The organism is Massilia sp. Root335, from assembly GCF_001425685.1.
Taxonomy (GTDB): domain Bacteria; phylum Pseudomonadota; class Gammaproteobacteria; order Burkholderiales; family Burkholderiaceae_D; genus Telluria; species Telluria luteola.
Genome location: NZ_LMCY01000043.1, coordinates 133,693 through 155,286 on the forward strand (window position 1 = coordinate 133,693; position 21,594 = coordinate 155,286).

Annotated in this window: 20 protein-coding genes; 6 read left to right on the forward strand and 14 right to left on the reverse strand. The window is 65.0% G+C overall.

Annotated features, from left to right (window positions below):
• Window positions 1–9: 9 nt before the first annotated feature.
• On the reverse strand, window positions 10–588 hold the full coding sequence (locus ASC93_RS21895) for a DUF934 domain-containing protein (RefSeq protein ID WP_056447439.1): 579 nt from the start codon (window positions 586–588) through the stop codon (window positions 10–12).
• Window positions 581–2,269: a nitrite/sulfite reductase gene (locus ASC93_RS21900; protein ID WP_056447440.1), complete on the reverse strand. Its 1,689-nt coding sequence runs from the start codon at window positions 2,267–2,269 to the stop codon at window positions 581–583. The genes ASC93_RS21895 and ASC93_RS21900 overlap by 8 nt, the downstream gene beginning before the upstream one ends.
• 25 nt (window positions 2,270–2,294) lie before the next feature.
• Here ASC93_RS21900 and ASC93_RS31065 point away from each other — a divergent pair, with 25 nt between their 5' ends.
• The 3 genes from ASC93_RS31065 to ASC93_RS21910 all read left to right on the forward strand — a co-directional run bounded on the left by ASC93_RS31065 (window position 2,295) and on the right by ASC93_RS21910 (window position 4,158).
• Entirely contained in the window at window positions 2,295–2,453 is a 159-nt protein-coding gene (locus tag ASC93_RS31065) for a hypothetical protein (RefSeq protein WP_157202069.1), read from the forward strand.
• Between the two features lie 105 nt (window positions 2,454–2,558).
• Window positions 2,559–3,500 carry a CysB family HTH-type transcriptional regulator gene (locus ASC93_RS21905; protein WP_056447441.1) on the forward strand — a complete coding sequence of 314 codons (942 nt, stop codon included), beginning with the start codon at window positions 2,559–2,561 and terminating at the stop codon, window positions 3,498–3,500.
• A gap of 1 nt (window position 3,501) precedes the next feature.
• On the forward strand, window positions 3,502–4,158 hold the full coding sequence (locus ASC93_RS21910) for a class I SAM-dependent methyltransferase (protein WP_056447443.1): 657 nt from the start codon (window positions 3,502–3,504) through the stop codon (window positions 4,156–4,158).
• Window positions 4,159–4,306: 148 nt separating this feature from the next.
• On the opposite strand, the gene ASC93_RS21915 is transcribed toward ASC93_RS21910, so the two are convergent.
• The 4 genes from ASC93_RS21915 to ASC93_RS21930 form a co-directional block, all read right to left on the reverse strand.
• On the reverse strand, window positions 4,307–5,341 hold the full coding sequence (locus ASC93_RS21915; protein ID WP_056447445.1) for a porin: 1,035 nt from the start codon (window positions 5,339–5,341) through the stop codon (window positions 4,307–4,309).
• Between the two features lie 157 nt (window positions 5,342–5,498).
• Window positions 5,499–6,659 carry a PAS domain-containing sensor histidine kinase gene (locus ASC93_RS21920; RefSeq protein ID WP_082548249.1) on the reverse strand — a complete coding sequence of 387 codons (1,161 nt, stop codon included), beginning with the start codon at window positions 6,657–6,659 and terminating at the stop codon, window positions 5,499–5,501.
• A gap of 102 nt (window positions 6,660–6,761) precedes the next feature.
• Window positions 6,762–7,541 (reverse strand): LytTR family DNA-binding domain-containing protein, encoded by a 780-nt coding sequence (locus ASC93_RS21925; protein WP_056447447.1) that lies wholly within the window; start codon window positions 7,539–7,541, stop codon window positions 6,762–6,764.
• Window positions 7,542–7,619: 78 nt separating this feature from the next.
• Complete coding sequence (locus tag ASC93_RS21930; RefSeq protein ID WP_056447449.1) at window positions 7,620–9,050, reverse strand: sensor histidine kinase; 1,431 nt, start codon at window positions 9,048–9,050, stop codon at window positions 7,620–7,622.
• Window positions 9,051–9,317: 267 nt separating this feature from the next.
• Here ASC93_RS21930 and ASC93_RS21935 point away from each other — a divergent pair, with 267 nt between their 5' ends.
• Window positions 9,318–10,256: a hypothetical protein gene (locus ASC93_RS21935; RefSeq protein ID WP_056447643.1), complete on the forward strand. Its 939-nt coding sequence runs from the start codon at window positions 9,318–9,320 to the stop codon at window positions 10,254–10,256.
• Here ASC93_RS21935 and ASC93_RS21940 read toward each other — a convergent pair.
• From ASC93_RS21940 to ASC93_RS21950, 3 genes are all read right to left on the reverse strand, one after another.
• Entirely contained in the window at window positions 10,253–12,646 is a 2,394-nt protein-coding gene (locus ASC93_RS21940) for a bifunctional diguanylate cyclase/phosphodiesterase (RefSeq protein ID WP_056447451.1), read from the reverse strand. The genes ASC93_RS21935 and ASC93_RS21940 overlap by 4 nt on opposite strands.
• A gap of 71 nt (window positions 12,647–12,717) precedes the next feature.
• Window positions 12,718–13,983: a nitronate monooxygenase gene (locus ASC93_RS21945; protein ID WP_056447453.1), complete on the reverse strand. Its 1,266-nt coding sequence runs from the start codon at window positions 13,981–13,983 to the stop codon at window positions 12,718–12,720.
• Window positions 13,984–14,149: 166 nt separating this feature from the next.
• Complete coding sequence (locus ASC93_RS21950; protein WP_056447454.1) at window positions 14,150–14,635, reverse strand: YajQ family cyclic di-GMP-binding protein; 486 nt, start codon at window positions 14,633–14,635, stop codon at window positions 14,150–14,152.
• 97 nt (window positions 14,636–14,732) lie between these two features.
• Here ASC93_RS21950 and murB point away from each other — a divergent pair, with 97 nt between their 5' ends.
• Complete coding sequence (gene murB, locus ASC93_RS21955) at window positions 14,733–15,758, forward strand: UDP-N-acetylmuramate dehydrogenase (RefSeq protein WP_056447456.1); 1,026 nt, start codon at window positions 14,733–14,735, stop codon at window positions 15,756–15,758.
• A 250-nt stretch (window positions 15,759–16,008) separates the two neighbouring features.
• On the opposite strand, the gene ASC93_RS21960 is transcribed toward murB, so the two are convergent.
• From ASC93_RS21960 to ASC93_RS21980, 5 genes are all read right to left on the reverse strand, one after another.
• The gene (locus ASC93_RS21960; RefSeq protein WP_056447459.1) at window positions 16,009–17,241 is read right to left on the reverse strand and encodes an argininosuccinate synthase; all 1,233 of its coding nucleotides are present in this window, start codon (window positions 17,239–17,241) and stop codon (window positions 16,009–16,011) included.
• Between the two features lie 83 nt (window positions 17,242–17,324).
• On the reverse strand, window positions 17,325–18,260 hold the full coding sequence (gene argF / locus ASC93_RS21965; protein WP_056447460.1) for an ornithine carbamoyltransferase: 936 nt from the start codon (window positions 18,258–18,260) through the stop codon (window positions 17,325–17,327).
• Window positions 18,261–18,350: 90 nt separating this feature from the next.
• Window positions 18,351–19,259: a ribosome small subunit-dependent GTPase A gene (gene rsgA / locus ASC93_RS21970; protein ID WP_056447462.1), complete on the reverse strand. Its 909-nt coding sequence runs from the start codon at window positions 19,257–19,259 to the stop codon at window positions 18,351–18,353.
• Window positions 19,256–19,600, reverse strand: coding sequence for a 4a-hydroxytetrahydrobiopterin dehydratase (locus tag ASC93_RS21975; RefSeq protein ID WP_056447465.1), 345 nt, complete (start codon window positions 19,598–19,600; stop codon window positions 19,256–19,258). The genes rsgA and ASC93_RS21975 overlap by 4 nt, the downstream gene beginning before the upstream one ends.
• Window positions 19,597–20,862: a M48 family metallopeptidase gene (locus tag ASC93_RS21980; RefSeq protein ID WP_056447467.1), complete on the reverse strand. Its 1,266-nt coding sequence runs from the start codon at window positions 20,860–20,862 to the stop codon at window positions 19,597–19,599. Before ASC93_RS21980 ends, ASC93_RS21975 begins: the two co-directional genes overlap by 4 nt.
• Window positions 20,863–20,964: 102 nt before the next feature.
• Here ASC93_RS21980 and orn point away from each other — a divergent pair, with 102 nt between their 5' ends.
• On the forward strand, window positions 20,965–21,543 hold the full coding sequence (gene orn, locus ASC93_RS21985; protein WP_056447469.1) for an oligoribonuclease: 579 nt from the start codon (window positions 20,965–20,967) through the stop codon (window positions 21,541–21,543).
• Window positions 21,544–21,594 lie beyond the last annotated feature (51 nt).

Consider the following 21,594-nt stretch of genomic DNA (forward strand, 5'->3'; position numbering starts at 1 on the left):
GTGTGCTCGTCAGATGCCGGCGCCGACGTCGCTGTGCTCGGGCAGTGCGCCGCGCGCGTGGCGGCGGAACAGCGGCAGTGCGTTGTCGACGGATGCCTGGTAGGTCTCCGAAAAGACCGTCAGGCCCTTCAGCGCGTCATGGATGTTGCGGTCCTGACGGGTCGCATAGGCGTTGAAGCCGCAGCGGACCATCTGGAACAGCTGGTCGCGCAGCACGTCGCCGATCGCGCGCAGCTCGCCCTGGTAGCCGAGACGCTTGCGCAGGTTGTAGGCGATCGAATACCCGCGCCCGTCGCTGAACTTCGGGAAGTCGACGGCGACGACGGCGAATTTGTCCAGGTCGTCCTTGACCGTGTGCGCCAGCTCGTCGGAGGCGAACCAGATGCCGATTTCCTTGCGCGCCGCGCGGGCAGCCAGCTGCTCGCGCTGGGCCAGCCAGACTTTCACGGGGACGATGATCTTGCCGGCCGGGACCTCGATGCCCTCGGGCGCCGCGTCGTCGACGAGTTTCAGGACGCTCCAGTCGTCGTCGACCACTTCGCGGTGCTTGATGATCTGCTTGTGCGAGTGCAATTCGAAATTAGGCATATTCGTCTTCCCCAACCAGTTCGCCGGCCGGGATCGGCGTGGCATACACATGTTCCTTGAACGGCGCGACGCCGAGGCGCTGCGCCACGTCGACGAAGCGTTCGCCGTCGACGCGGTTCTTCACGTACACCTCCAGCAGGCGGCCGACGACTTCCGGCATCTGCGTTGCCGAGAACGACGGGCCGATGATCTTGCCGATGGCCGATTCATTGCCCTGGGCGCCGCCGATCGACACCTGGTACCACTCGGAACCGTCCTTGTCCACGCCCAGCACGCCGATATGGCCCACGTGGTGGTGGCCGCAGGCGTTGATGCAGCCGGAGATGTTCAGTTCGATGTCGCCGATGTCGTGCTGGAAGTCGAGGTTGTCGAAACGCTCGGCGATGGCGGCCGCGATCGGGATCGATTTCGCGTTCGCCAGCGAGCAATAGTCGCCGCCCGGGCACGAGATCATGTCGGTCAGGAGGCCGATGTTCGGCGTCGCGAGGCCGCGGGCCTTGGCCTGCTGCCAGACTTCGAACAGCTTCGATTGCTCGACGTCCGCCAGCACGAGGTTCTGCTCGTGCGTCACGCGCAGTTCGTTGAAGCTGTACTTGTCGGCCAGGTCGGCCACGAAATCGATCTGTTCCGCGGTCGCGTCGCCCGGCGGCACGCCGGTCTTCTTGAGCGACAGCACGACGGACGCATAGCCCGGCACCTTGTGCGGCTTGACGTTGCGCTGCAGCCAGTTGGCGAAGGCTTTATCACCGGCGTGCTCGGCGCGCGGATCGATGTTCGGCAGGGTCAGGTAGGGCTTCGGATTGAACCACTGGGCCACGCGCTCGACTTCCTCGCGGGTCAGCGTTTCCGGACCGTCCTTGAGGTCGGCGAATTCGGCCTCGACCATGCGCGCGAATTCCTCGGCGCCCACGGCCTTGACGAGGATCTTGATTCGGGCCTTGTACTTGTTGTCGCGGCGGCCGAACTGGTTGTACACGCGCATGATCGCTTCCGTGTACGTCAGCAGGTGCTGCCAGGGCACGAAATCGTTGATCACGCTGCCGATGATCGGCGTACGGCCCAGGCCGCCACCGACCATGAACTTGAAGCCGACTTCGCCCGCGTCGTTGCGCACGGCCGTCAGGCCGATGTCGTGGACGGCGATGGCGGCGCGGTCTTCCACTGCGCCATTGATCGCGATCTTGAACTTGCGGGGCAGGGCGATGAATTCGGGGTGGAACGTGCTCCACTGGCGGATGATCTCGGCGTACGGGCGCGCATCGACGAGCTCGTCGGCCGCGACGCCGGCGAATTCGTCCGTCGTAGTGTTACGAATGCAATTGCCCGACGTCTGGATCGCGTGCATCTCGACGGAGGCGAGGTCCGCCAGGATGTCCGGCGTCTGCTCCAGCTCGATCCAGTTGAACTGGATGTTCTGGCGCGTCGTGAAGTGGCCATAGCCGCGGTCGTACTTGCGCGCGATGTGCGCGAACATGCGCATCTGCGCCGTCGACAGCAGGCCGTACGGGACGGCGATGCGCAGCATGTAGGCATGGCGCTGCATGTACAGGCCGTTCTGCAGGCGCAGCGGCAGGAATTCTTCTTCGGTCAGCTCGTCGGCGAGACGGCGCCGTACCTGGTCGCGGTACTGGGCGATGCGTTCACGCACGATGAGATGGTCGTATTGGTCGTAACGGTACATGTTCAAGATCCTTAGGAGCGGGTCAATGCTGACCCTTCTCTGGGGAAACCTGCTGCGCGTTGCAGTTTTGGTGGGGGCGCCTGGCCCTGTGAGGCGCGCCGTACCGAAGTACAGCTGCGCTTCCCAGCCGGAACTGCTGCCGCTCGCGACGGTTTCAAGCTCGGTAAACTATCCCGAATATTAATAAATTCCAGCTATATTCCAAACGACGGAGAATTTATTTGCTTATATGAGCCTGCGGTATAAGCAAGCTTGTAAAATGCGGGATCGGATTGACAAGATAAGGGCAATGAACCTACACCAACTACGTTTCGTGCGCGAAGCGGTCCGCCAGAATTTCAATTTGACCGACGCCGCCAAGGCGTTGTTCACGTCGCAACCCGGGGTATCGAAAGCCATCATCGAGCTGGAGGAAGAGCTTGGCGTCGACATCTTCACCCGCCATGGCAAGCGCATCCGCGGCCTGACGGAGCCCGGCCGCCTCGTCCTGCAGTCGGTCGAGCTGGTCATGCAGGAGATCGACAGTCTCAAGCGCATCGGCAAGGAATACGCAGCCCAGGACAGCGGCAGCTTCACCATCGCCACCACGCATACGCAAGCGCGCTACATGCTGCCGAAGGTGGTGCAGGCGTTCATGCAGCGCTATCCGAAGGTCAGGTTGTCTTTGTTGCAAGGCAATCCGCGCCAGATCGCCGAGATGGTCAAGAACGACCAGGCCGACCTCGCCATCGCGACGGAATCCATCGCGGCCGTCGACGGCCTGATCACGCTGCCGTGCTACCAGTGGGAACACGTCCTCGTCGTGCCGCCCGACCATCCGCTGACGAAATCGAAGGCGATTTCGCTGGAAGAGATCGCCGGCTACCCGCTGATCACGTACGATGCCGCGTTCGCCGGCCGCAGCAAGATCGACCACGCGTTCGAACTGCGCAACCTCAAGCCGGACGTGCTGCTGGAAGCCATCGACGCCGACGTCATCAAGACCTATGTGGAACTGGGCATGGGCATCGGCATCATCGCCGGCATGGCCTTCGACCAGGAGCGCGACCGCAACCTGCGCGCGATTCCCGTCGGCCATTTGTTTGGCATGAACATCTCGCGCGTGGCCGTCAAGCAAGGCGCCTACCTGCGCAGCTACATCTACACTTTCATCGAACTGCTGGCGCCCACGCTCAACCGCAAGATGGTCGAATCGGCCATGCGCGGCACCAGCGACAATTACGAGCTTTGATATGAATCGCAAGAATGATCCGGTCGCGCGCTACTACGCGAGCAGCACGCAGGCCGCCGACGCGGCGCTTTCCCGGGCGGAACGCGCCAATGACCTGTCCCAGGTGCGCGAGCGCATCGCGCAACTGGTGCGCGGGCAGACCGTGCTGGAACTGGCCTGCGGCTCCGGCTACTGGACCGAAGTGATCGGCGCGACGGCGGACAGGGTGCTGGCCACCGACATCCTCGACGAGATGCTGGAGCGGGCGCAGCGCCGCCGCTTCCCGGAGGGCAAGGTCGCGTTCCGGCGCGTCGACGGCCTCGACCTCCCGGACGACCTGGGCACGTTTTCCTGCGTCTTCATCGGCTTCTGGTGGTCGCACCTCAAGCGCGACGAGCAGGATGCGCTGCTGGCCCGGCTGCGCGCGCGCCTCGGCCACGACGTCACGCTGATCCTGCTGGACGATGTTTATGTCGAGGGCAGCAGCACGACCATTGCGCGCACGGATGCGCAGGGCAATACGTATGAAATCGTCGCGGCGCCGGACGGCGAGCGGTTCGAGCTGCCGAAGAGTTATCCGGCCGACAGCGCGCTGCGCAAGCGGCTCGGCGGCGCGGTGCGCGAGATCCGGATCGAGCGGCTGACCTATTACTGGATGCTGACCTGCCGGCTCAAATGACGTTTGCTGTTTGTAAACGCAACGCGTGGGCTCAGGGAGCCCACCTTACGGTTTGATTCTGCGTAGGGTGGGCACCCCGTGCCCACGCGGATGGCCGCGCGCTTGGCCGTAGGGTGGGCACGCTGTGCCCACGCGGATGGCGGCGTGCTTAGAACGTGTGGCGCATGCCCACGGTGAACACCGACGGATCGGCACCCAGCGACGTCGCGGCCGGTGCGAGGCTGTTCGAACCCGAGTTCAGGCCGAACGTGGCCAGGCCGTTGTTGTTCAGGCTGGCGTACGACGCGTACAGGTTCGTACGCTTCGACAGCGAGTAGCTGTAGGCCAGTGCCCAGGCATTGCCCTTGGCGCCGTTTTCCAGCTTGTTCTGCTGCACGTTCACATAGACCTTGCTCGGGCCGAACGGATAGCCGGCGCCCAGGTTGTACTGCTTGAACTTGTTGTTCGCGCCGTCCGGATCGGCCGACAGGTAGTTGGCCTTGATCTCCAGGCCGCCGACTTCGGCGAACTTGTACGCGACGCCGGCACCGTATTCCTTGTCGTCGCCCGACGACACGCGCTTGTACGTCTGGTAGGCGGCGCCCAGGTACAGGTCGCCCAGCTTGTATTCGGCGCCGATACCCTTCAGGTCGCCCGACGGGCCGGTGCCCTTTTCGCCGGCCGAGTAGGCGGCCAGCAGGTCGAAGCCGTTGAACGAGGCGCTCTTGTAGTTGACCGAGTTGGCCAGGCGGCGGGTCACGCGGCCAGAACCGAAGCCCGACAGGTTGCTGCCGTAGAAGCCCTGGCCGAATTCGTCGGTCGCGCCGGCGACGGCGGCGATGGGCGAGTATTCGCGGCCCAGCGTCACGGTGCCGAACGCGCCTTCCAGGCCGACGACGGCGCGGCGCTGGAACAGGCCGGCCGAGTCTTGCGCGCCGGTGTCGACCGCGACGCCGGCTTCCAGGTTGAAGATGGCCTTGAGGCCGTTGCCCAGGTCTTCCGTGCCGCGGAAGCCGAAGCGGCTGCCCGACAGGTCGCCCGACTGGACGCGGGTCTGGCGGCCTTCCGGGCCGCCGGAATCGGCGGATTCGACGGCGGCGTCGACGACGCCGTACAGCGTCACGTTGGTCTGGGCTTTTGCGAACAGCGGGGCAGCGGCGATCAGGGTAGCAACCGAGGCGGCGGCCAGGCGTTTGACTTGCATTCAGGTTTCTCCAATAAGATGTCGTTCGACTCAAGCGATGTCGTTATCACTTGCTTGATCGGCACGAATCTTATCGAAGCGATATGTCGATTTGATGACACAGTGAAATGTTGTAGCGTTACCACACTTGCGATGTCATCAATATGTGACGGCGTCGTTACACGAGATGGTCGTGCAGCGGCAGCACGATGTCGATGCGCGTCCCTTGCGGTTCGTCGGCGCCGATCGTGATCTCGCCCTTCATGGCCCAGACCCGCTCGCGCATGCCGATCAGGCCGAGGGATTCCGCCTTTTCCATGTCTTCCGGGCGGATGCCGCGGCCATCGTCGCGGATCGTGATGAGGAGGTCGCTGTTCAGCCGGAACAGGTTCATCATGACGCGCGTCGCTTCCGCATGCCGTGCGATGTTCGTCAGCGCCTCCTGCACGATGCGGAAGATGGCGGTGCTGGCCGCGTCGTCCAGGCGCAGCTCGGACTCGTCCGCCAGCAGGGTGGTGGGAATGGCGTAGCGTTCGACGAAATCGTCGCGCAGGCCCTGCAGGGCGAAATACAGGCCGCCTTCGTCGAGCGCGCGCGGGCGCAGGTTGGTGGCGATGCGGCGCAGCGAGGTGATGGCGGTGAGCAGGTTGTCTTCCATGCCGTGCATCAGGCGCAGGCTGTCGCCCGGCGTGCCGTCGGCCTGTTGCAGCAGGGTGAGGTCCATGCGCAGCGACGCGAGGAGCTGGCCGAGGTCGTCGTGCAGTTCGCGCGCGATGTGGGTGCGTTCTTCTTCGCGGATGGTCTGCAGGGCGGCGGACAGCTGGCGCAGCTGGTCGTTCGAGCGGCTCAGCTTTTCCTGCACGCGGCGGCGTTCGCTGACGTCGCGCATGACCACCGTATAAAACGGCGCGCCGGCGTTGGCGCGCGAGATCGAGCCCTCGATCGGAAACCGCTCGCCGTCGCCGCGCACGCCCGTGACGGTGTAATCGGTGGCGCGGCGGCCGGCGCGGCCGCTGCCGGGACGGAAATAATCGACGGGTTCGGTGGAGGAGCCCGCCGCCTCGGCGGGGCCTTCGATGTAGTGGCCCAGCGAGCTACCCACCATCTGCTCGACGCTGGTGCCGAACAGCGCGGCCGCGGCCGGGTTGGCCATGACGATGGTGTTCGACTGGTCGGCGGAAATGATGGCTTCGCTGACGTGGTTGACGATCTGACGGCTGGCCGGCACGGTGTCGGGCTCCCCATGAGCGCGCCTTCCCAGCCAGCAGCCGGCCGCGAGCCCGGTCAGGAACCAGGCCGCGGACCTGCCGGAAACGCGGGGGCGGCGCGGTCGTTTCATTCGAGAATGCTGGATAGAAAACGACCCGCTGGGCGGGTCCGGCATCTACCTTACCCGCCATGCAAACGTCCGGCTTGATGCCCGACAATCGGGCCGGCGTGCCTACATCTGCTTGAAGAGGTGCAGGAAGCTGCGGCTGACTTCGAGCTTGTCGGAGCGGCCCTTGATCAGCACGAGGTGGCGGCCGCGGATGTCGCGCGTGACGCCTTCGATGGCGTTGACGTTGACGAGCGTGGCCCGGTGGATCTGCCAGAAGAGTGCCGGATCGAGCTCGTCGGCCAGGTCGCGCACGGGCTTGCGGATCAGGGCCTCGAATTTCTCGGTCTGGACGCAGGTATATTTTTCGTCCGAACGGAAGAACAGGATGTCCTCGACGGGAATCATGCGCAGGTCCTGGCCGATGCTGGCCTGGATCCATTGGAGGTATTTCGGTTTCGGTGCCGCGATCTTTTCGGCCAGCTGGGACAGCATCGCCGTGACCGTATCGCTGACGTGGACGGACGCGCTGGCGGCCTGCGCCGGCGTCGCCAGGCGTTCCTTGAGGCGCTCCACGGTGATCTTGAGGCGCTCCGGCTCGGGCGGTTTCAGCACGTAGTCGACGGCGCCGCGCTCGAACGCTTCGACGGCGTACTGGTCGTACGCGGTGACGAACACGACCTGGCTGGCGTCGCCGATGTCGCGCGCCGCTTCCATGCCCGTCTTGCCCGGCATGCGGATGTCGAGGAAGGTCAGGTCGGGATGCAGCTCGTCGACCAGTTGCACGGCCTCGTCGCCATTCTTCGCCTCGCCGACGATCTGCAGGTCGGGCCACACCTGGGACAATCGGGTGCGCAGCAGGTCGCGCATCAGTCTTTCGTCATCGGCAATGATTGCGGTAGGCATGGTCGGGTCGGGACAGTGTCGGAGTGGCGGAGTGTCGATTATTCAACGAATTGTCGGTACAAGCAATACCCGGAATGATTACTTGGGTGCAAGCTGGTACGGCACTTCGATGGTCGCGATCACGCCGCTCGGGCTGTTGGCCGCGATGTGCAGCTGGCCGCCGTCGCCATGCAGCAATTTCAGGCGTTCGCGGATGTTCGACAGGCCCAGGCCGGTCCCCTTGCTGGGCACGACGCCGAAGCCCACGCCGTCGTCGGCGACCGTCACGCGCAGCCTGCTGTCGACCACTTCCGCCGAGACGGCCAGGTGGCCGCCCTCGGGCTTGCATTCGAGGCCGTGCTTGATCGCGTTCTCGACCATCGATTGCAGCATCATCGGCGGAAACGCGGCGCTGCGCAGGCCCTCCGGCACGTGCAGCTCGACCGTCAGGCGCTCTTCCATGCGCATCTTGAGCAGGTCGAGGTAGGACTTGACCATGTCGACTTCGCGCCCCAGGTTCGTCACGAGGTTGTTGTCGCGCATCTGCGGCAGCACGGCGCGCAGGTACTGGATCAGGGTGCGCTGCATGGCGGACGCGCGCGGCGGATTGGTTTCGATCAAGTGCTCGACGGACGCCAGCGTATTGAACAGGAAGTGCGGCTCGACTTGCGCCTGCATGGCCTGCATCTTGGCCTCGGACAGCTGGCGCTGCATCGACTCGCGCTCGGCGGCGGCCGTCGCGGACTGCATCTCGGCCTCCGCGCGCTTCTTGCCGCCCACGAGCGCCTTGGTGCCGAACAGGGCGAGGATGAGGAGCCAGACGAAGCTCGTGAACCAGGTCGACGCCTGCTTGTGGTAGCTGCGTGCCTTGGCCTCGGCCGCGTCGTCGACGGCCGCCTCGATGGCATTCGACAATTCCTCGCCGATTTGCGGCGGCAGGTCGATGTGGACTTCCTCGCCGTTCGCGCCGCGCACGGTCTTCGCGACCGGGTGGCCGGCCTTGCCGGCGGCCGGCGCGGGCGGGGCGGGGGGCGCCGGCGACGCGGGTACGGCGGGTTCCGCCGGCGCTACGCTGTCGGCCGCCCGGTCTGCCGCATCGGCCGCTTTTTCCGCGGCGGCAGCTGCTTCATCGGCCCTGGCCTGCGCGTCCTCGCTCTTGCCGGCGGCCGCGGCACGGGCGGCGGCCGCCGCCTTCGCCGCCGCTTCCGCCTTGGCGGCCTCGACTTCGGGATTGATCGTGATCGTGCCGCGCCGGCTGTTCTTGCCGGGATTGATGTGGATGCCGCTGTCGTCGATCGTCACGGTCGGCTCGGGCGCGCGCTGCTTGTGGTTCGTGAGCGCGATCTCTTCGTCGCTGCCGGAGAACAATTCATCCTGCAGAATCTTGCCTGAAACCAGCATCAGCGCGGCGAACAGGAAAAATTTCCACCACGAGAGTTGCGTCACCCACGTGGCGACCGCATCGAAGACACGGTACAGCACCGACAGGGTGTTCGAGAAGGCTTGCTGAGTAGAACGCCGTGTTTGCATGAAGCTGATCTTTATCAAAAGGTGCGCCGAGTGTAACCGCTGGCACAGTGGGCGACCACTGTTGGGATGTTGCAACTTTAGTTGTTGGACGCGCGCGATACCACCTGTTTGCGACAGCCTGCACGTTTCGGGTCCTGGAATGCACAGGTTCATGACGCCGTGATGACGTATAGAAAAACTGTTAATTGACAATTTTGCGGGGTATGATGCACGACGTCCTGGCTGCGCCAGCCCATCCGTCATTTGCGACATGAAAGGGGTTTGCCGATGTCTGCCGTTCTTCAGCGTTACCGTCTCGTTACCCGCAGCGATTTCGACGGCCTCGTCTGCGCCGTCCTCCTCAAGCACCTGGACCTGATCGACGAGATCCTGTTCGTCCACCCGAAAGACATGCAGGATGGCAAAATCGCCATCAGCGCGCGCGACATCACGACGAACCTGCCTTACGTTGCCGGGGCGCACCTGGCGTTCGACCATCACCTGTCGGAAACGATCCGCAACACGGGCCAGCGCGACAACCACGTGATCGATCCGAAGGCGCCGTCGGCCGCACGCGTCGTCTACGACCACTATGGCGCCACGCGCGCCTTCCCGGCGGCCTGGCGCGACATGATGGACGCCGTCGACAAGGGCGACGCGGCCCGTTTCACGCGCGAGGAAGTGCTCGATCCGACGGGCTGGAACCTGCTGAATTTCCTGATGGACGCCCGCACGGGGCTGGGCCGCTTCCACGACTTCCGCATCTCGAACTACCAGCTGATGATGGACTTGATCGATTACTGCCGCAACCACGGCATCGACCAGATCATGCAGCTGCCCGACGTGCAGGAGCGCACCCGGCTGTATTTCGAGCACAGCGAGCAGTGCAAGGCGCAGATCCGCCGCTGCGCCCGCGTCCACGGCAACCTCGTCGTCCTCGACCTGCGCGAAGAGCCCGTGATCTATGCGGGCAACCGGTTCATCATCTATGCGCTGTTCCCGGAAACGAATATCTCGATCCACGTGCTGTGGGGCCTCAAGAACCAGAACACCGTGTTCGCGACGGGCAAGTCGATTCTCAACCGCACGTCGAAGACGAATATCGGCGCCCTGATGCTGGAATACGGCGGCGGCGGGCACGAGAATGCGGGCACGTGCCAGGTGTCGAACGACATGGCGGAGGATGTGCTCGGCGCGTTGATCAAGCGGATCACCAGCGAGGGTTAAGCCGGCAGCTGTTCCTCCAGCATCTTCTGCGCCGCTTCCGCCGCCAGCGGGCCGCTGAACCAGACGCCCTGGAACTGGTCGCAGCCATGCGATTCCAGGAATTCCAGCTGGGGCCGGGTTTCCACGGCCTCGGCCACCACGGACATGTTCAGGTTGTGCCCGATGTCGATCAGGCTCTTGGCCACCGCCTGGCCGCCGTCCATCAGCGCCTGGATCGTGGCCGACGCCAGCTTGACCTGGCTGGCCGCCAGTTGCTGCAGGTAGCCGAGGTCGCAGAGGCCGGCACCGAAGCCGTCGACGGACAGGTCCACGCCCAGCGTATGCAATTGGTCGGCCAACTCCCGCCCCAGGGTGGGATTGCGGATCAGCCCGTCGATGCGCAGGTCGAGCTGCAGGCTGTGCGGCGGCAGCCGGTGGCGTGTCAGGCGGTCGGCCAGGCAGGCGAGGAAGCCGGGCTGGCAGTACTCGCGGTGCGAGACGTTGACGGTGACGGGCACGTCCTCGAACCCCGCCGCGCGCAGCTGGGCGGCGAAGGCGCAGGCATGGTCGAGCACGCGCTGGCCGATGGGGACGATCACGCCGCTCTCCTCGGCTTCGGCGAGGAAGCGGGCAGGGGGCAGCACGCCCTGGTCGGGATGGCGCCAGCGCAGCAGCGCCTCGAAGCCCGCGACCCGGTTGCCGTTCACGGTCACGCGCGGCTGGTACAGCAGGAACAGCTCGTCGTTGTCGAGCGCGTCGCGCAGGGCCAGTTCGATGCGGTGCTTGGCCTCCGTGGTCGATTTCATGTCGGCCGAGAAGAAATGGACATCGTTGTGGCCGCTGCCCTTGCCGTGGTACATGGCGAGGTCGGCCGCGCGCACGAGCTCCGCCGCGGTGTTGCCGTCGTGCGGGTACAGCGACACGCCGACGCTGGCGCCCACGGGGATTTCGCGGTTGTTGAACGCGACGGGAATCGCGAAGCTCTGGCGCAGGCGGTCGACCATGCGCAGCGTGAAGCGCAGCGACGGCTGGTTGGCGAGGATCAGCACGAACTCGTCGCCGGACATGCGCGCCACCGTGTCGCTGTCGCGCACGGAGGCCTGCAGGCGGCGCGCCACGACCTTGAGCACGACGTCGCCCGCCTCGTGGCCGAACGTGTCGTTGATGGCCTTGAAGCTGTCGAGGTCGATCAGCACGGTGGCCACCAGTGACTTGTGGCGCTGGGCCAGGTGCAGCGCCTGTTCGAGCCGGTCCCACAGCAGGTTGCGGTTGGCCAGGCCCGTCAGCGCGTCGTGGTTGACCTCGTGTTCCAGGTGGGCCGTGCGCAGCATGGTGGCGGTGACGTCCGTGATGACGCCGATGTAGTGGGTGACGACGCTGTGGTCGTCCTGCACGGGCGTGATGCTCAGGTCGTTCCAGAACACTTCGCCGTTCTTGCGCAGGTTGCGCAGCACGACCTTCGCGCCCACGCGCGCCGCGATCGCCTCGCGCAGCTGGGCGCGTTCGCCGAGGTCCATGCCGGGCGCGGCCATGAAGCGCGGGTCCGTGCCCATGATCTCCGCCGCCGGGTAGCCCGTGATGCGCTCGAAGGCCGGGTTCACGTATTCGATGACGCTCTGGCCGCCGTCCAGCCGGGTGATCACGATGCCGTTGCTGGCCGCGTGCAGGGCGCGTTCGCGCAGGCGCAACTGCTGTTCGCGCGCGCGCCGTTCGGTGATGTCCACGCCCATGCCGAGCAGGTATTCGCCGCCGTCGCAGCGCACCCGCGCGCCGCACAGCACCATGGGAACCTCGCGGCCGCTCCTGGAGACGTAGTCGACCTCCAGCCTGGCTTCTTCACCGGTCGCGAAGATCCTGTCGATGGCGGCGGACACGGTCGGGCGTTCTCCCAGGTCGATCAGGTCCAGCGCGCGCGTGGCGCCCAGCTCGTCGGGGGACAGCTCGGTGACCCGCTCGAGGTTATGGTTCCAGAGCACGAAACGGCCGTCGCGGTTGATCGCGTAAAACGTGCCGGGGAACATGTCGACGATGGCGGACAGCGGCGTGCGCGCCACCCGGTCCGCTTCCGTCCCGCCCCGTTCGCGGCCGGTGGCCACGGCGACGGCGCAGCCTTGCGGCTTGCCGGTGCCGTCGAACTGGGGCGCGAGGGTCAGCGTGCCTTCCAGCACGCGGCCGTTCGCGCAGTGGAGGTCGACGTGCAGTTCGGCCCCTTCGGCGTGGCCCGCGACGGCGCTCCAGCCCGCGCTCCAGACGTCGCGCCCGGCCGGGGTGAACAAGGTCGTGATGGGGCGGCCGAGGACCTGGTCGGCCGGGACGCCGAACAGCGCGAGACAGGCATCGTTCCAGGCCTGGATGGTGCCGGTCCCGTCGGTGAGGAAGACGCAGCGGCTGGGCGGTTCGGCGTCTGACATGCGGCGCTCCCGGTTTCGCGAATGATCTGCATTGGACCATGCGAACGGGACTTCCGTTCCGTGTCAGTCCGTCAGGCCGCCGCTTCCTGGCGCGGCGGCAGTGCCACCTGGTTGTCCACGCTGAACTGGTAATCCTTGAACACGTGTTCGGCGGACAGGATCTGGTAGGTGCCGTCGGACAGCTTGTGCGTCGTGTCCTTCAGGCGGTACGTCGTCGCGCCGCACGTCCAGCAATTGAAGTTGCGCATGTGGGTGCACAGGCAGGTCTTGTCGAACACCTGCACGTTCTTCTGCCCCGGATTGGCCTGCACTTCGCGGTTGTACGAATTGATGTAGGCGCAATTGCCCGTTGCGTCCAGCAGGTAGCCGTACGATTCGCAGCCGGGGCGGATGCCCGAGCCGATCGCCGGCGTCTGCTTGAGCATGCGCATCGGATAGCCCGTCGGCGAGACGCCGTTGACGATGATGTCGTCCTCGCTGGCGCGGAAGTATTCCTGCTTGACCGTGTCCGGCAGGCCGCATTCGCGGGTGACCGTGAAGCGCGTCGCGACCTGCACGCCGCCCGCGCCTTTTTCCAGGAACGACACGGCGTCGCTGCCGGTGAAGATGCCGCCGGCCGCGATCAGGGGGATGTCGAGCTGCTCGGCCTTCAGGTAGGCATGGATCTCGTCCATGATCGTGTGCAGGTCGTAGTCCTTCCAGTCTTCCATGCCGAAGCCGAGGTGGCCGCCGGCCAGCGGGCCTTCGACGATGATGTAGTCCGGGTTGCGGTTCAGGCGCGAGACCTTGCGGAGGAACAGTTGCAGCGCGCGGACGGACGAGACGATGATGCCCAGCTTGGCGTCGCGGAAGCGCGGATGGTCCTTGATGAGTTCGAACGAGCCCAGGTGCAGGCCGGCCGACATCGTGATGCCGTCGATGCCTGCGTCGAGCGCCGCCGACAGACGCGTGCGCAGCGTTTCCTTCGGCGCATTCATCGTCAGCTTTTCCATGCAGTTCACGAAGATCAGGCCATCGCCTTTCTTCGCCGCCATCGTCGCGCCCACGTGCAGGCGGGTCGCTTCGGCCAGCCGTTCGAGGTCGAACTGGACGACCGACTTGTCCATATTGTTGATGTTGAACTTGTAGAGCTTGGTCTTTTCCTTGACGAAGCTGGTGTCGAACTTGCGGTCCGACACGTCCGGCACCATCGCATCGGAAATGTGGCCGATACCGCCCAGCCGCGCAGCTTCCAGCGCCAATTCCGACGTGGAAATGTCCACGCCCATTCCGCCGATCATGATGGGCACGTATTCCTTGCTGCCCAAACGCAGGCGGAAATCATCAACACGTTTCATTGCTATCCTTAAACTACCGGGGGCCTCGACCCTGGACGATCTTGTTATCTTTGTTTATATGGCAACGCCGCGGACGGCGTGTTCGCGCACCCCGCATTCTACCCCACGCGGGGTCGCCCGAGAGCACCATTTGCCGCACGGTCGTGCGGCCCCGCGGAGGCGGCGGTCAGTCGCGGAAGTTGTTGAATTCCAGCGGCAGGTCCTTGACGTCCTTGCGCAGCAGGGCGATGGCTTCCTGCAGCGTGTCGCGGTCCTTGCCGGTCACGCGCACGGTCTCGCCCTGGATCGACGCCTGCACCTTCATCTTGCTTTCCTTGATGAGCTTGGTGATCTTCTTCGCGTCTTCCGTCTCGATGCCGTTGCGCACCTTGAGCACCTGCTTGACCTTGTCGCCGCCGATCTTCTCGATCTTGCCTTCGTCGAGGAAGCGCACGTCGACCTTGCGCTTCGTCATCTTATTCAACAGCACGTCGCGCACCTGGCCGAGCTGGAAGTCGGAATCGCCGAACACGGTGATCTCGCGCTCCTTCTGCTCGACCTTGGCCGAGCTGCCCTTGAAGTCGAAGCGGGTGCCGATTTCCTTGTTGGATTGCTCGATGGCGTTCTTGACTTCGACCATGTCTGCTTCGCAGACCACATCAAACGATGGCATTGTGTTTTTTCCTTTGTCTTGCACAGTGATGAATGGCGTTATTGTAACCAACAACGCGCGCGCCACTATAATGCGCCAAACACTTCCTGCCTCAGCCATGCCAGCCGACCTGCCTTTATCGTTCGACGTCCCCCTCGACGCCTTCAACACCTTCCGCATTCCCGCGCGGGCCAGGCGCTACCTGCGCGTGACGGACCCGGCCCAGCTGGCGCTCGTCGCGGCCGACCCCGCGCTGGCCGCGCTGCCGCGCCTCGTGCTCGGCGGCGGCAGCAACCTGCTGATCGCGCACGACGAGGTCGACGCCCTCGTGCTGCACATGGCGCTGGCCGGCAAGGAGATCGTCGGGGAGACGGCGGACGCCGTCCTCGTGCGCGCCAGCGCCGGCGAAAACTGGCATGCCTTCGTGGAGTGGACGCTGGCGCAGGGTCTCGGCGGCCTGGAGAACATGGCGCTGATCCCGGGGACGGTCGGCGCCTCGCCGATCCAGAACATCGGCGCGTACGGGGCCGAAGTCAAGGACAGCTTCCACGCCGTCACCGTGTTCGATTTCGCCGCCGGCACGACGCGGACGATGGATGCGGCCGCCTGCCGCTTCGGCTACCGCGACAGCGTGTTCAAGCATGCGGAAGGCAGCGCACTCGTCGTGCTGGACGTGACCTTCGCGCTCCCGCGCGCGTGGACGCCCAACGTGCGCTACGCGGAATTGGCGCAGGCGGTGCAGGGCGTCGACGCGCCGACGCCGCGCCAGGTGGCCGACGCCGTCATCGCGATCCGCCGGCGCAAGCTGCCCGATCCGGCCGAGATCGGCAATGCCGGCAGTTTCTTCAAGAACCCGGTCGTTGCGCCCGACCATTGCGCGCGCCTGCTGGCCACGTGGCCGGACCTCGTGCACCACGCCCAGCCGGACGGCAGCGAAAAACTGGCCGCCGGCTGGCTGATCGACCGCTGCGGCTGGAAGGGCAGGAACCTCGGCCGCGCGGGCGTCTATCCGAAACAGGCGCTCGTGCTCGTCAACAACGGCGGCGCGACCGGGGCCGAGCTCATGGCGCTCGCGCGCGCCATCCAGGACGACGTCGAGGCCCGCTTCGGCGTGCGGCTGGAGCCGGAGCCCGTGCTGGTCTGACGCGCCGTCAAGCCGACGCCGGCAATCCGTGGCCCCCCCCCCGCGGCTGCCGGCATGTGTCGTCTCGGATCCGGAGTGGACGCGAACGCCAGGCCGTCGTCCCCGCGCGGGCGGGGCCCCAAGTTGGCATGCGTTGCGGCAGCGCCAGGAACTGGGCCCCCGCCTTCGCGGGGGCGACGGCTTTGAGGGAGGCGAAAATAAAAAGCCGCCGGCCCTCGCGGGCCGGCGGCTTTGTCGGGCCGATGCCGTGTTATTGGCCGCGCTTCTTGCGCGCGTTCGCCGCGATGCGCATGCGCAGCGCGTTCAGCTTGATGAAGCCGCCCGCATCCGCCTGGTTGTACGCGCCGCCGTCTTCGTCGAAGGTGGCGATGGTCTGGTCGAACAGCGAATCGGTCTTCGAATCGCGCGCGACGACGATCACGTTGCCCTTGTACAGCTTGACGCGCACCCAGCCGTTCACGCTCTTCTGCGTGTGGTCGATCAGCGTCTGCAGCGCGACGCGTTCCGGTGCCCACCAGTAGCCGTTATAGATCAGCGATGCGTAACGTGGCATCAGGTCGTCCTTCAGGTGCGCCACTTCGCGGTCCAGCGTGATCGATTCGATGGCGCGGTGCGCGCGCAGCATGATCGTGCCGCCCGGGGTTTCGTAGCAGCCGCGCGACTTCATGCCGACGTAGCGGTTTTCCACCAGGTCCAGGCGGCCGATGCCGTGCTTGCCGCCGAGGCGATTCAGCTCGGTCAGCACGGCGGCCGGGGTCATCGGTTTGCCGTTCAGGGCGACGATGTCGCCGTGCTCGAACTCGATGTCCAGGTACTCGGCCTGGTCCGGCGCCGCTTCCGGCGACACGGTCCAGCGCCACATCGATTCCTCGGCTTCCGCGCTCGGGTTTTCCAGGTGGCGGCCTTCGAACGAAATGTGCAGCAGGTTGGCGTCCATCGAGTACGGCGCACCGCCGTTCTTGTGCTTCATGTCGATGTCGATGCCGGCGTCTTCCGCGTACTTCAGCAGTTTTTCGCGCGACAGCAGGTCCCACTCGCGCCACGGGGCGATGATCTTGACGTCCGGCTTCAGCGCATAGGCGCCCAGCTCGAAGCGGACCTGGTCGTTGCCCTTGCCGGTCGCGCCGTGCGACACGGCGTCGGCGCCGGTTTCGTTCGCGATTTCAATGAGGCGCTTGGCGATCAGCGGACGCGCGATCGACGTGCCCAGCAGGTATTCGCCTTCGTACACGGTGTTGGCGCGGAACATCGGGAACACGAAGTCGCGCACGAATTCTTCGCGCACGTCGTCGATGTAGATGTTTTCCGGCTTGATGCCGAACTTCAGCGCCTTGGCGCGCGCCGGTTCCAGCTCTTCACCCTGGCCCAGGTCGGCGGTGAAGGTGACGATTTCGCATTGGTAGTTATCCTGCAGCCATTTGAGGATGACGGAGGTGTCGAGGCCGCCCGAGTAGGCGAGGACTACTTTTTTAATGTCGCTCATGGAAGTTCCAGTGGTGTCAGATGTGGAGGGGGATGATGGTCAGCCGGCCCTCAGCGGGCCGACGATCAGGCTCAAGGGTGGTGTCAGTGTTTGTCTTCGATGCGGCCCAGCAGCAGGTATTCGATCAGCGCCTTCTGCACGTGCAAGCGGTTCTCGGCCTCGTCCCAGACGACGGATTGCGGACCGTCGATGACGCCGGCCGACACTTCCTCGCCGCGGTGCGCGGGCAGGCAGTGCATGAACAGGGCGTCGCCGCTGGCGCGCGCCATCTTCGCTTCGTCGACGATGAAGCCGTCGAACGCTTTCAGGCGCTCGGCGTTTTCCTTTTCGTAGCCCATGCTCGTCCACACGTCCGTGTTCACCAGATGCGCGCCGGCGCAGGCGTCGGATGGGTTCTCGAAGAAGGTGTAGTTGTTCGTGGCGACCAGTGCCGGATCGATGTCGTAGCCCTTCGGCGTCGACACGTTCAGGTGGAAGCCGAATACCTCGGCCGCCTGCAGCCAGGAATACAGCATGTTGTTGGCGTCGCCGATCCAGGCCACCGTCTTGCCGACGATGGAGCCGCGGTGCTCGTAGTACGTGAAGATGTCGGCCAGCACCTGGCAAGGATGGTGTTCGTTGGTCAGGCCGTTGATCACCGGCACGCGCGAGTGCGCGGCGAAGCGCTCGATGATGTCCTGGCCGAACGTGCGCACCATGATGATGTCGCACATGCGCGACATGACCTGGCCGGCGTCCTCGACGGGCTCGCCGCGTCCCAGCTGGCTGTCGCGCGTGTTCAGGTAGATGGCGGCGCCGCCCAGCTGGTGCATGCCGGCCTCGAACGACAGGCGCGTGCGCGTGGAATTCTTTTCGAACACCATGACCAGCGTGCGGTCGACGAGCGGGTGGTAGATCTCGTAGTTCTTGAACTTGCGCTTGATGACGGTCGCGCGCTCGATCAGGTACTCGAATTCGTCGCGGGTGAAGTCGGAGAACTGCAGGAAGTGCTTGATGTTGGTGGGAGTCGTGCCAGCCATTTTTGTGCCTGAGATACGATAATCTCTTGGATTATAAGCGTTTTTGCTTGCTTTCCGGGAAATTGCATTCGGAGCCAAGCGGAAAAGTTGTCAGTACAACGTCTGCGCCGACTCGTGCAACAGCTGCGCGTACAGCTCGTGGCGCAGCTTCGCGATCTTGCCGTCCGCGACGGCTTGCAGCACCGCGCACTGCGGTTCGGCCAGGTGGCGGCAGTTGTAGTATTTGCAGCCGCCGAGGTAGGGCTTGAACTCGACGAACGCGCGTTCCAGCATGCCTTCCGTCAGGTGGTACAGGCCGAACTCCTGGAAGCCTGGCGAGTCGATCAGCGTGCCGCCGGCCGGCAACTTGTACAGGCGCGTGAAGGTCGTCGTGTGCTTGCCGGTGTCCAGCGCTTCCGAGATTTCGCGTACGGCGATGTCGGCGTCCGGCACCAGCAGGTTCACGATCGACGACTTGCCCATGCCCGACTGCCCGATCAGGATCGACGACTGGCCCTGCAGCAGCGGCGTGAGCGTCGCGACGGTGTCCTCGGGATGCGTCTTGGCCGACACCTCGTGCAGCGGATAGCCGAGGTTCGTGTACAGGCTCGCGCGTTCGCGCGCGCGGGCGAGGTTCGGCTCGAGGTCGACCTTGTTCAGGATGAGGTGGGCGTCCACGCCCGCCGCCTCGCAGGCGACGAGGGCGCGCGAGATGAGGTCGTCGGCAAAGCCGGGCTCCGTCGCGATGACGATGAACAGCCGGGTGATGTTCGCCGCCAGCAGCTTGGATTTGTACTGGTCGGAGCGGTACAGCAAGGTGGTGCGCTCGGCGATCTTTTCGATGACGGCCTGGTCGGCGGAGGTCCGCTTCAGGTGCACGATGTCGCCCACCGCGATGTTGGTCTTCTTGCCGCGCGTGACGCACTGGAGGAATTCGCCGTCGACGTCCGCCAGATAATGCCGGCCGTGGGCGGCGACGATCGTGCCCGTCAACTCATTTGCCTTGTTCGGTTTGGTCATGCGCCGGCCCGTTCCGCGTACAGTGCGTCGGCCCTGGCCGCGCAGATGAAATCGTTGTCGGACAGGCGGTTGCCGGCCGAATGCGTCGTCCACGCCGCGGTGCAGCGGCGGTAGCCGACGGTCAGAATCGGGTGATGGTCTTCGCGGTGGATCATGAAGGCGAGGGCGTTCACGAATTCCATCGTCTCGTGAAAGTCGCGGAACACGAATTCGCGCGCGAGGCACGTGCCGCTTACGTTCGACTCTACGCGCCAGTCCGGCACCTCAGGCAGCAAGGACCGGATCGCCGCATCGTCCAGGGCGGCGGCATCGTGCACGCAGTGGCGGTCGGCGAGCTTCATGCGGCCCCCGCCAGGCGCAGTTGGCGGATGCGCACCGAGGCCGGCGGATGCGAATCGTAGAACGCGGAGTGGATCGGGTCCGGCGTCAGGGTCGACGCATTGTCCTCGTACATCTTGACGAGGGCGGAGACGAGGTCGCGCGCATCGCTGTGGCTCGCGGCGAAGGCGTCCGCTTCGAACTCGTGCTTGCGCGACGTGATCGACGTGAGCGGCGAGAACGGGAAGGTGAACACCGGGAGCACGAGCGCGAACAGCAGCAGCGCCATCGCGTCGTTCGACTGGCCCAGCAGCGGCATCACGCCCAGGCCCGTGTAGAACCACACCTGCGTCTTCAGCCAGCCCAGCAGGGCGAGGAAGGCGAGAGACAGCGCGAACAGCACGGCGATGCGCTTGACGATGTGCTTGAGCTTGAAGTGGCCCAGTTCGTGCGCCAGCACGGCTTCGATCTCGGCCGGGGCCAGGCGCGCCAGCAGCGTGTCGAAGAAGACGATGCGCTTGTTCGCGCCGAAGCCGGAAAAATAGGCGTTGCCGTGGGCGGAGCGCTTGCTGCCGTCCATCACGAACAGGCCCTTCGCGGCGAAGCCGACGCGCGTCATCAGGCCCTCGATGCGGTCCTTCAGCTTGTCGTCCGTGAGCGGCGTGAACTTGTTGAACAACGGTGCGATGACGGTCGGGTACAGCACCATCATCAACAGCTGGAAGCCGCTCCACACGAGCCAGGCGTACAGCCACCACAGGGCGCCCGTCCTGTCCATCAGGGTCAGGACGACCCACAGCAGCGGCAGGCCGATGGCGGCGCCGACCAGCGCGCCCTTGACGGCGTCGGCGATCCACAGCCCGAGCGTCATCTTGTTGAAGCCGAAGCGCTCCTCCAGCACGAACTGGCGGTAGTACGAGAACGGCAGGTCGAGCGCACCGGAGACCACGGCGAACGCGACGATCAAGAGGATCTGGTACACCATGCCGGGACCGGCCACATGCAGCAGCGCCGTCGACAGGGCCTGCAGCCCGCCCAGCAACGTAAAACCGGTCAGCACGAGCGTGTTCCACAGGGCGGAGGCGAGACCGAAGCGGGTCTTGGCGATCGTGTAGTCGGCCGCTTTCTGGTGCGCGGAGAGGGGAATCCTTTCGGCGAATTCGGCCGGCACCTGGCTGCGGTGCCGCAGCACGTGACGGATGTGCCGGCGGGCCAGCAAGTAACGCAGGCCGAGGGTCAGCAGGAGAAAGACGACGAACAAAACCGAAAACGCGGATGAAAGCATGCGGTGCCTGTGAGAAAATCCTATTTTTCGGGGTCAGAGCACGGTTTTCACGGTTGTGCTCTGACCCCGACTGATTAAAAGCTTTTAAGCGAAGAGAGAATTATGTCACAAGCCACCCCTACCGAAGTATCCACCCCACGCCCGAACGAATTCAACCTGGTCTGGATCGACATGGAAATGACCGGCCTCGATCCCGACAACGACCGCATCATCGAAGTGGCCGCCGTTGTCACGGACGCCAACCTGAACGTGCTGGCCGAAGGTCCCGTGATCGCCGTGCACCAGAGCGACGCGACGCTGGACAAGATGGACAACTGGAACAAGGGCACGCACGGCCGCTCGGGCCTGATCGACCGCGTCAAGGCGTCGACGATCACCGAAGCCCAGGCCGAGGAGCAATTGATCGCCTTCTTGAGGCAGTGGGTGCCCGCGAACAAATCGCCGATGTGCGGCAATTCGATCTGCCAGGACCGCCGCTTCATGGCGCGCGGGATGCCGAAGCTGGAAGCCTTCTTCCACTACCGCAACCTGGACGTCTCGACGCTCAAGGAATTGTGCCGCCGCTGGAAGCCGGAACTGGCCTCGGGCTTCAAGAAGGCGCAGAAGCACACGGCGCTGGCCGACATCATCGAGTCCATCGAGGAACTGCGCTACTACCGCGAGCATTTCATCAAGCTGTGATGCGCAAACTGTAAAGCGGCTTGGTGGGCTCGGACACGAAGTTGCAATCGT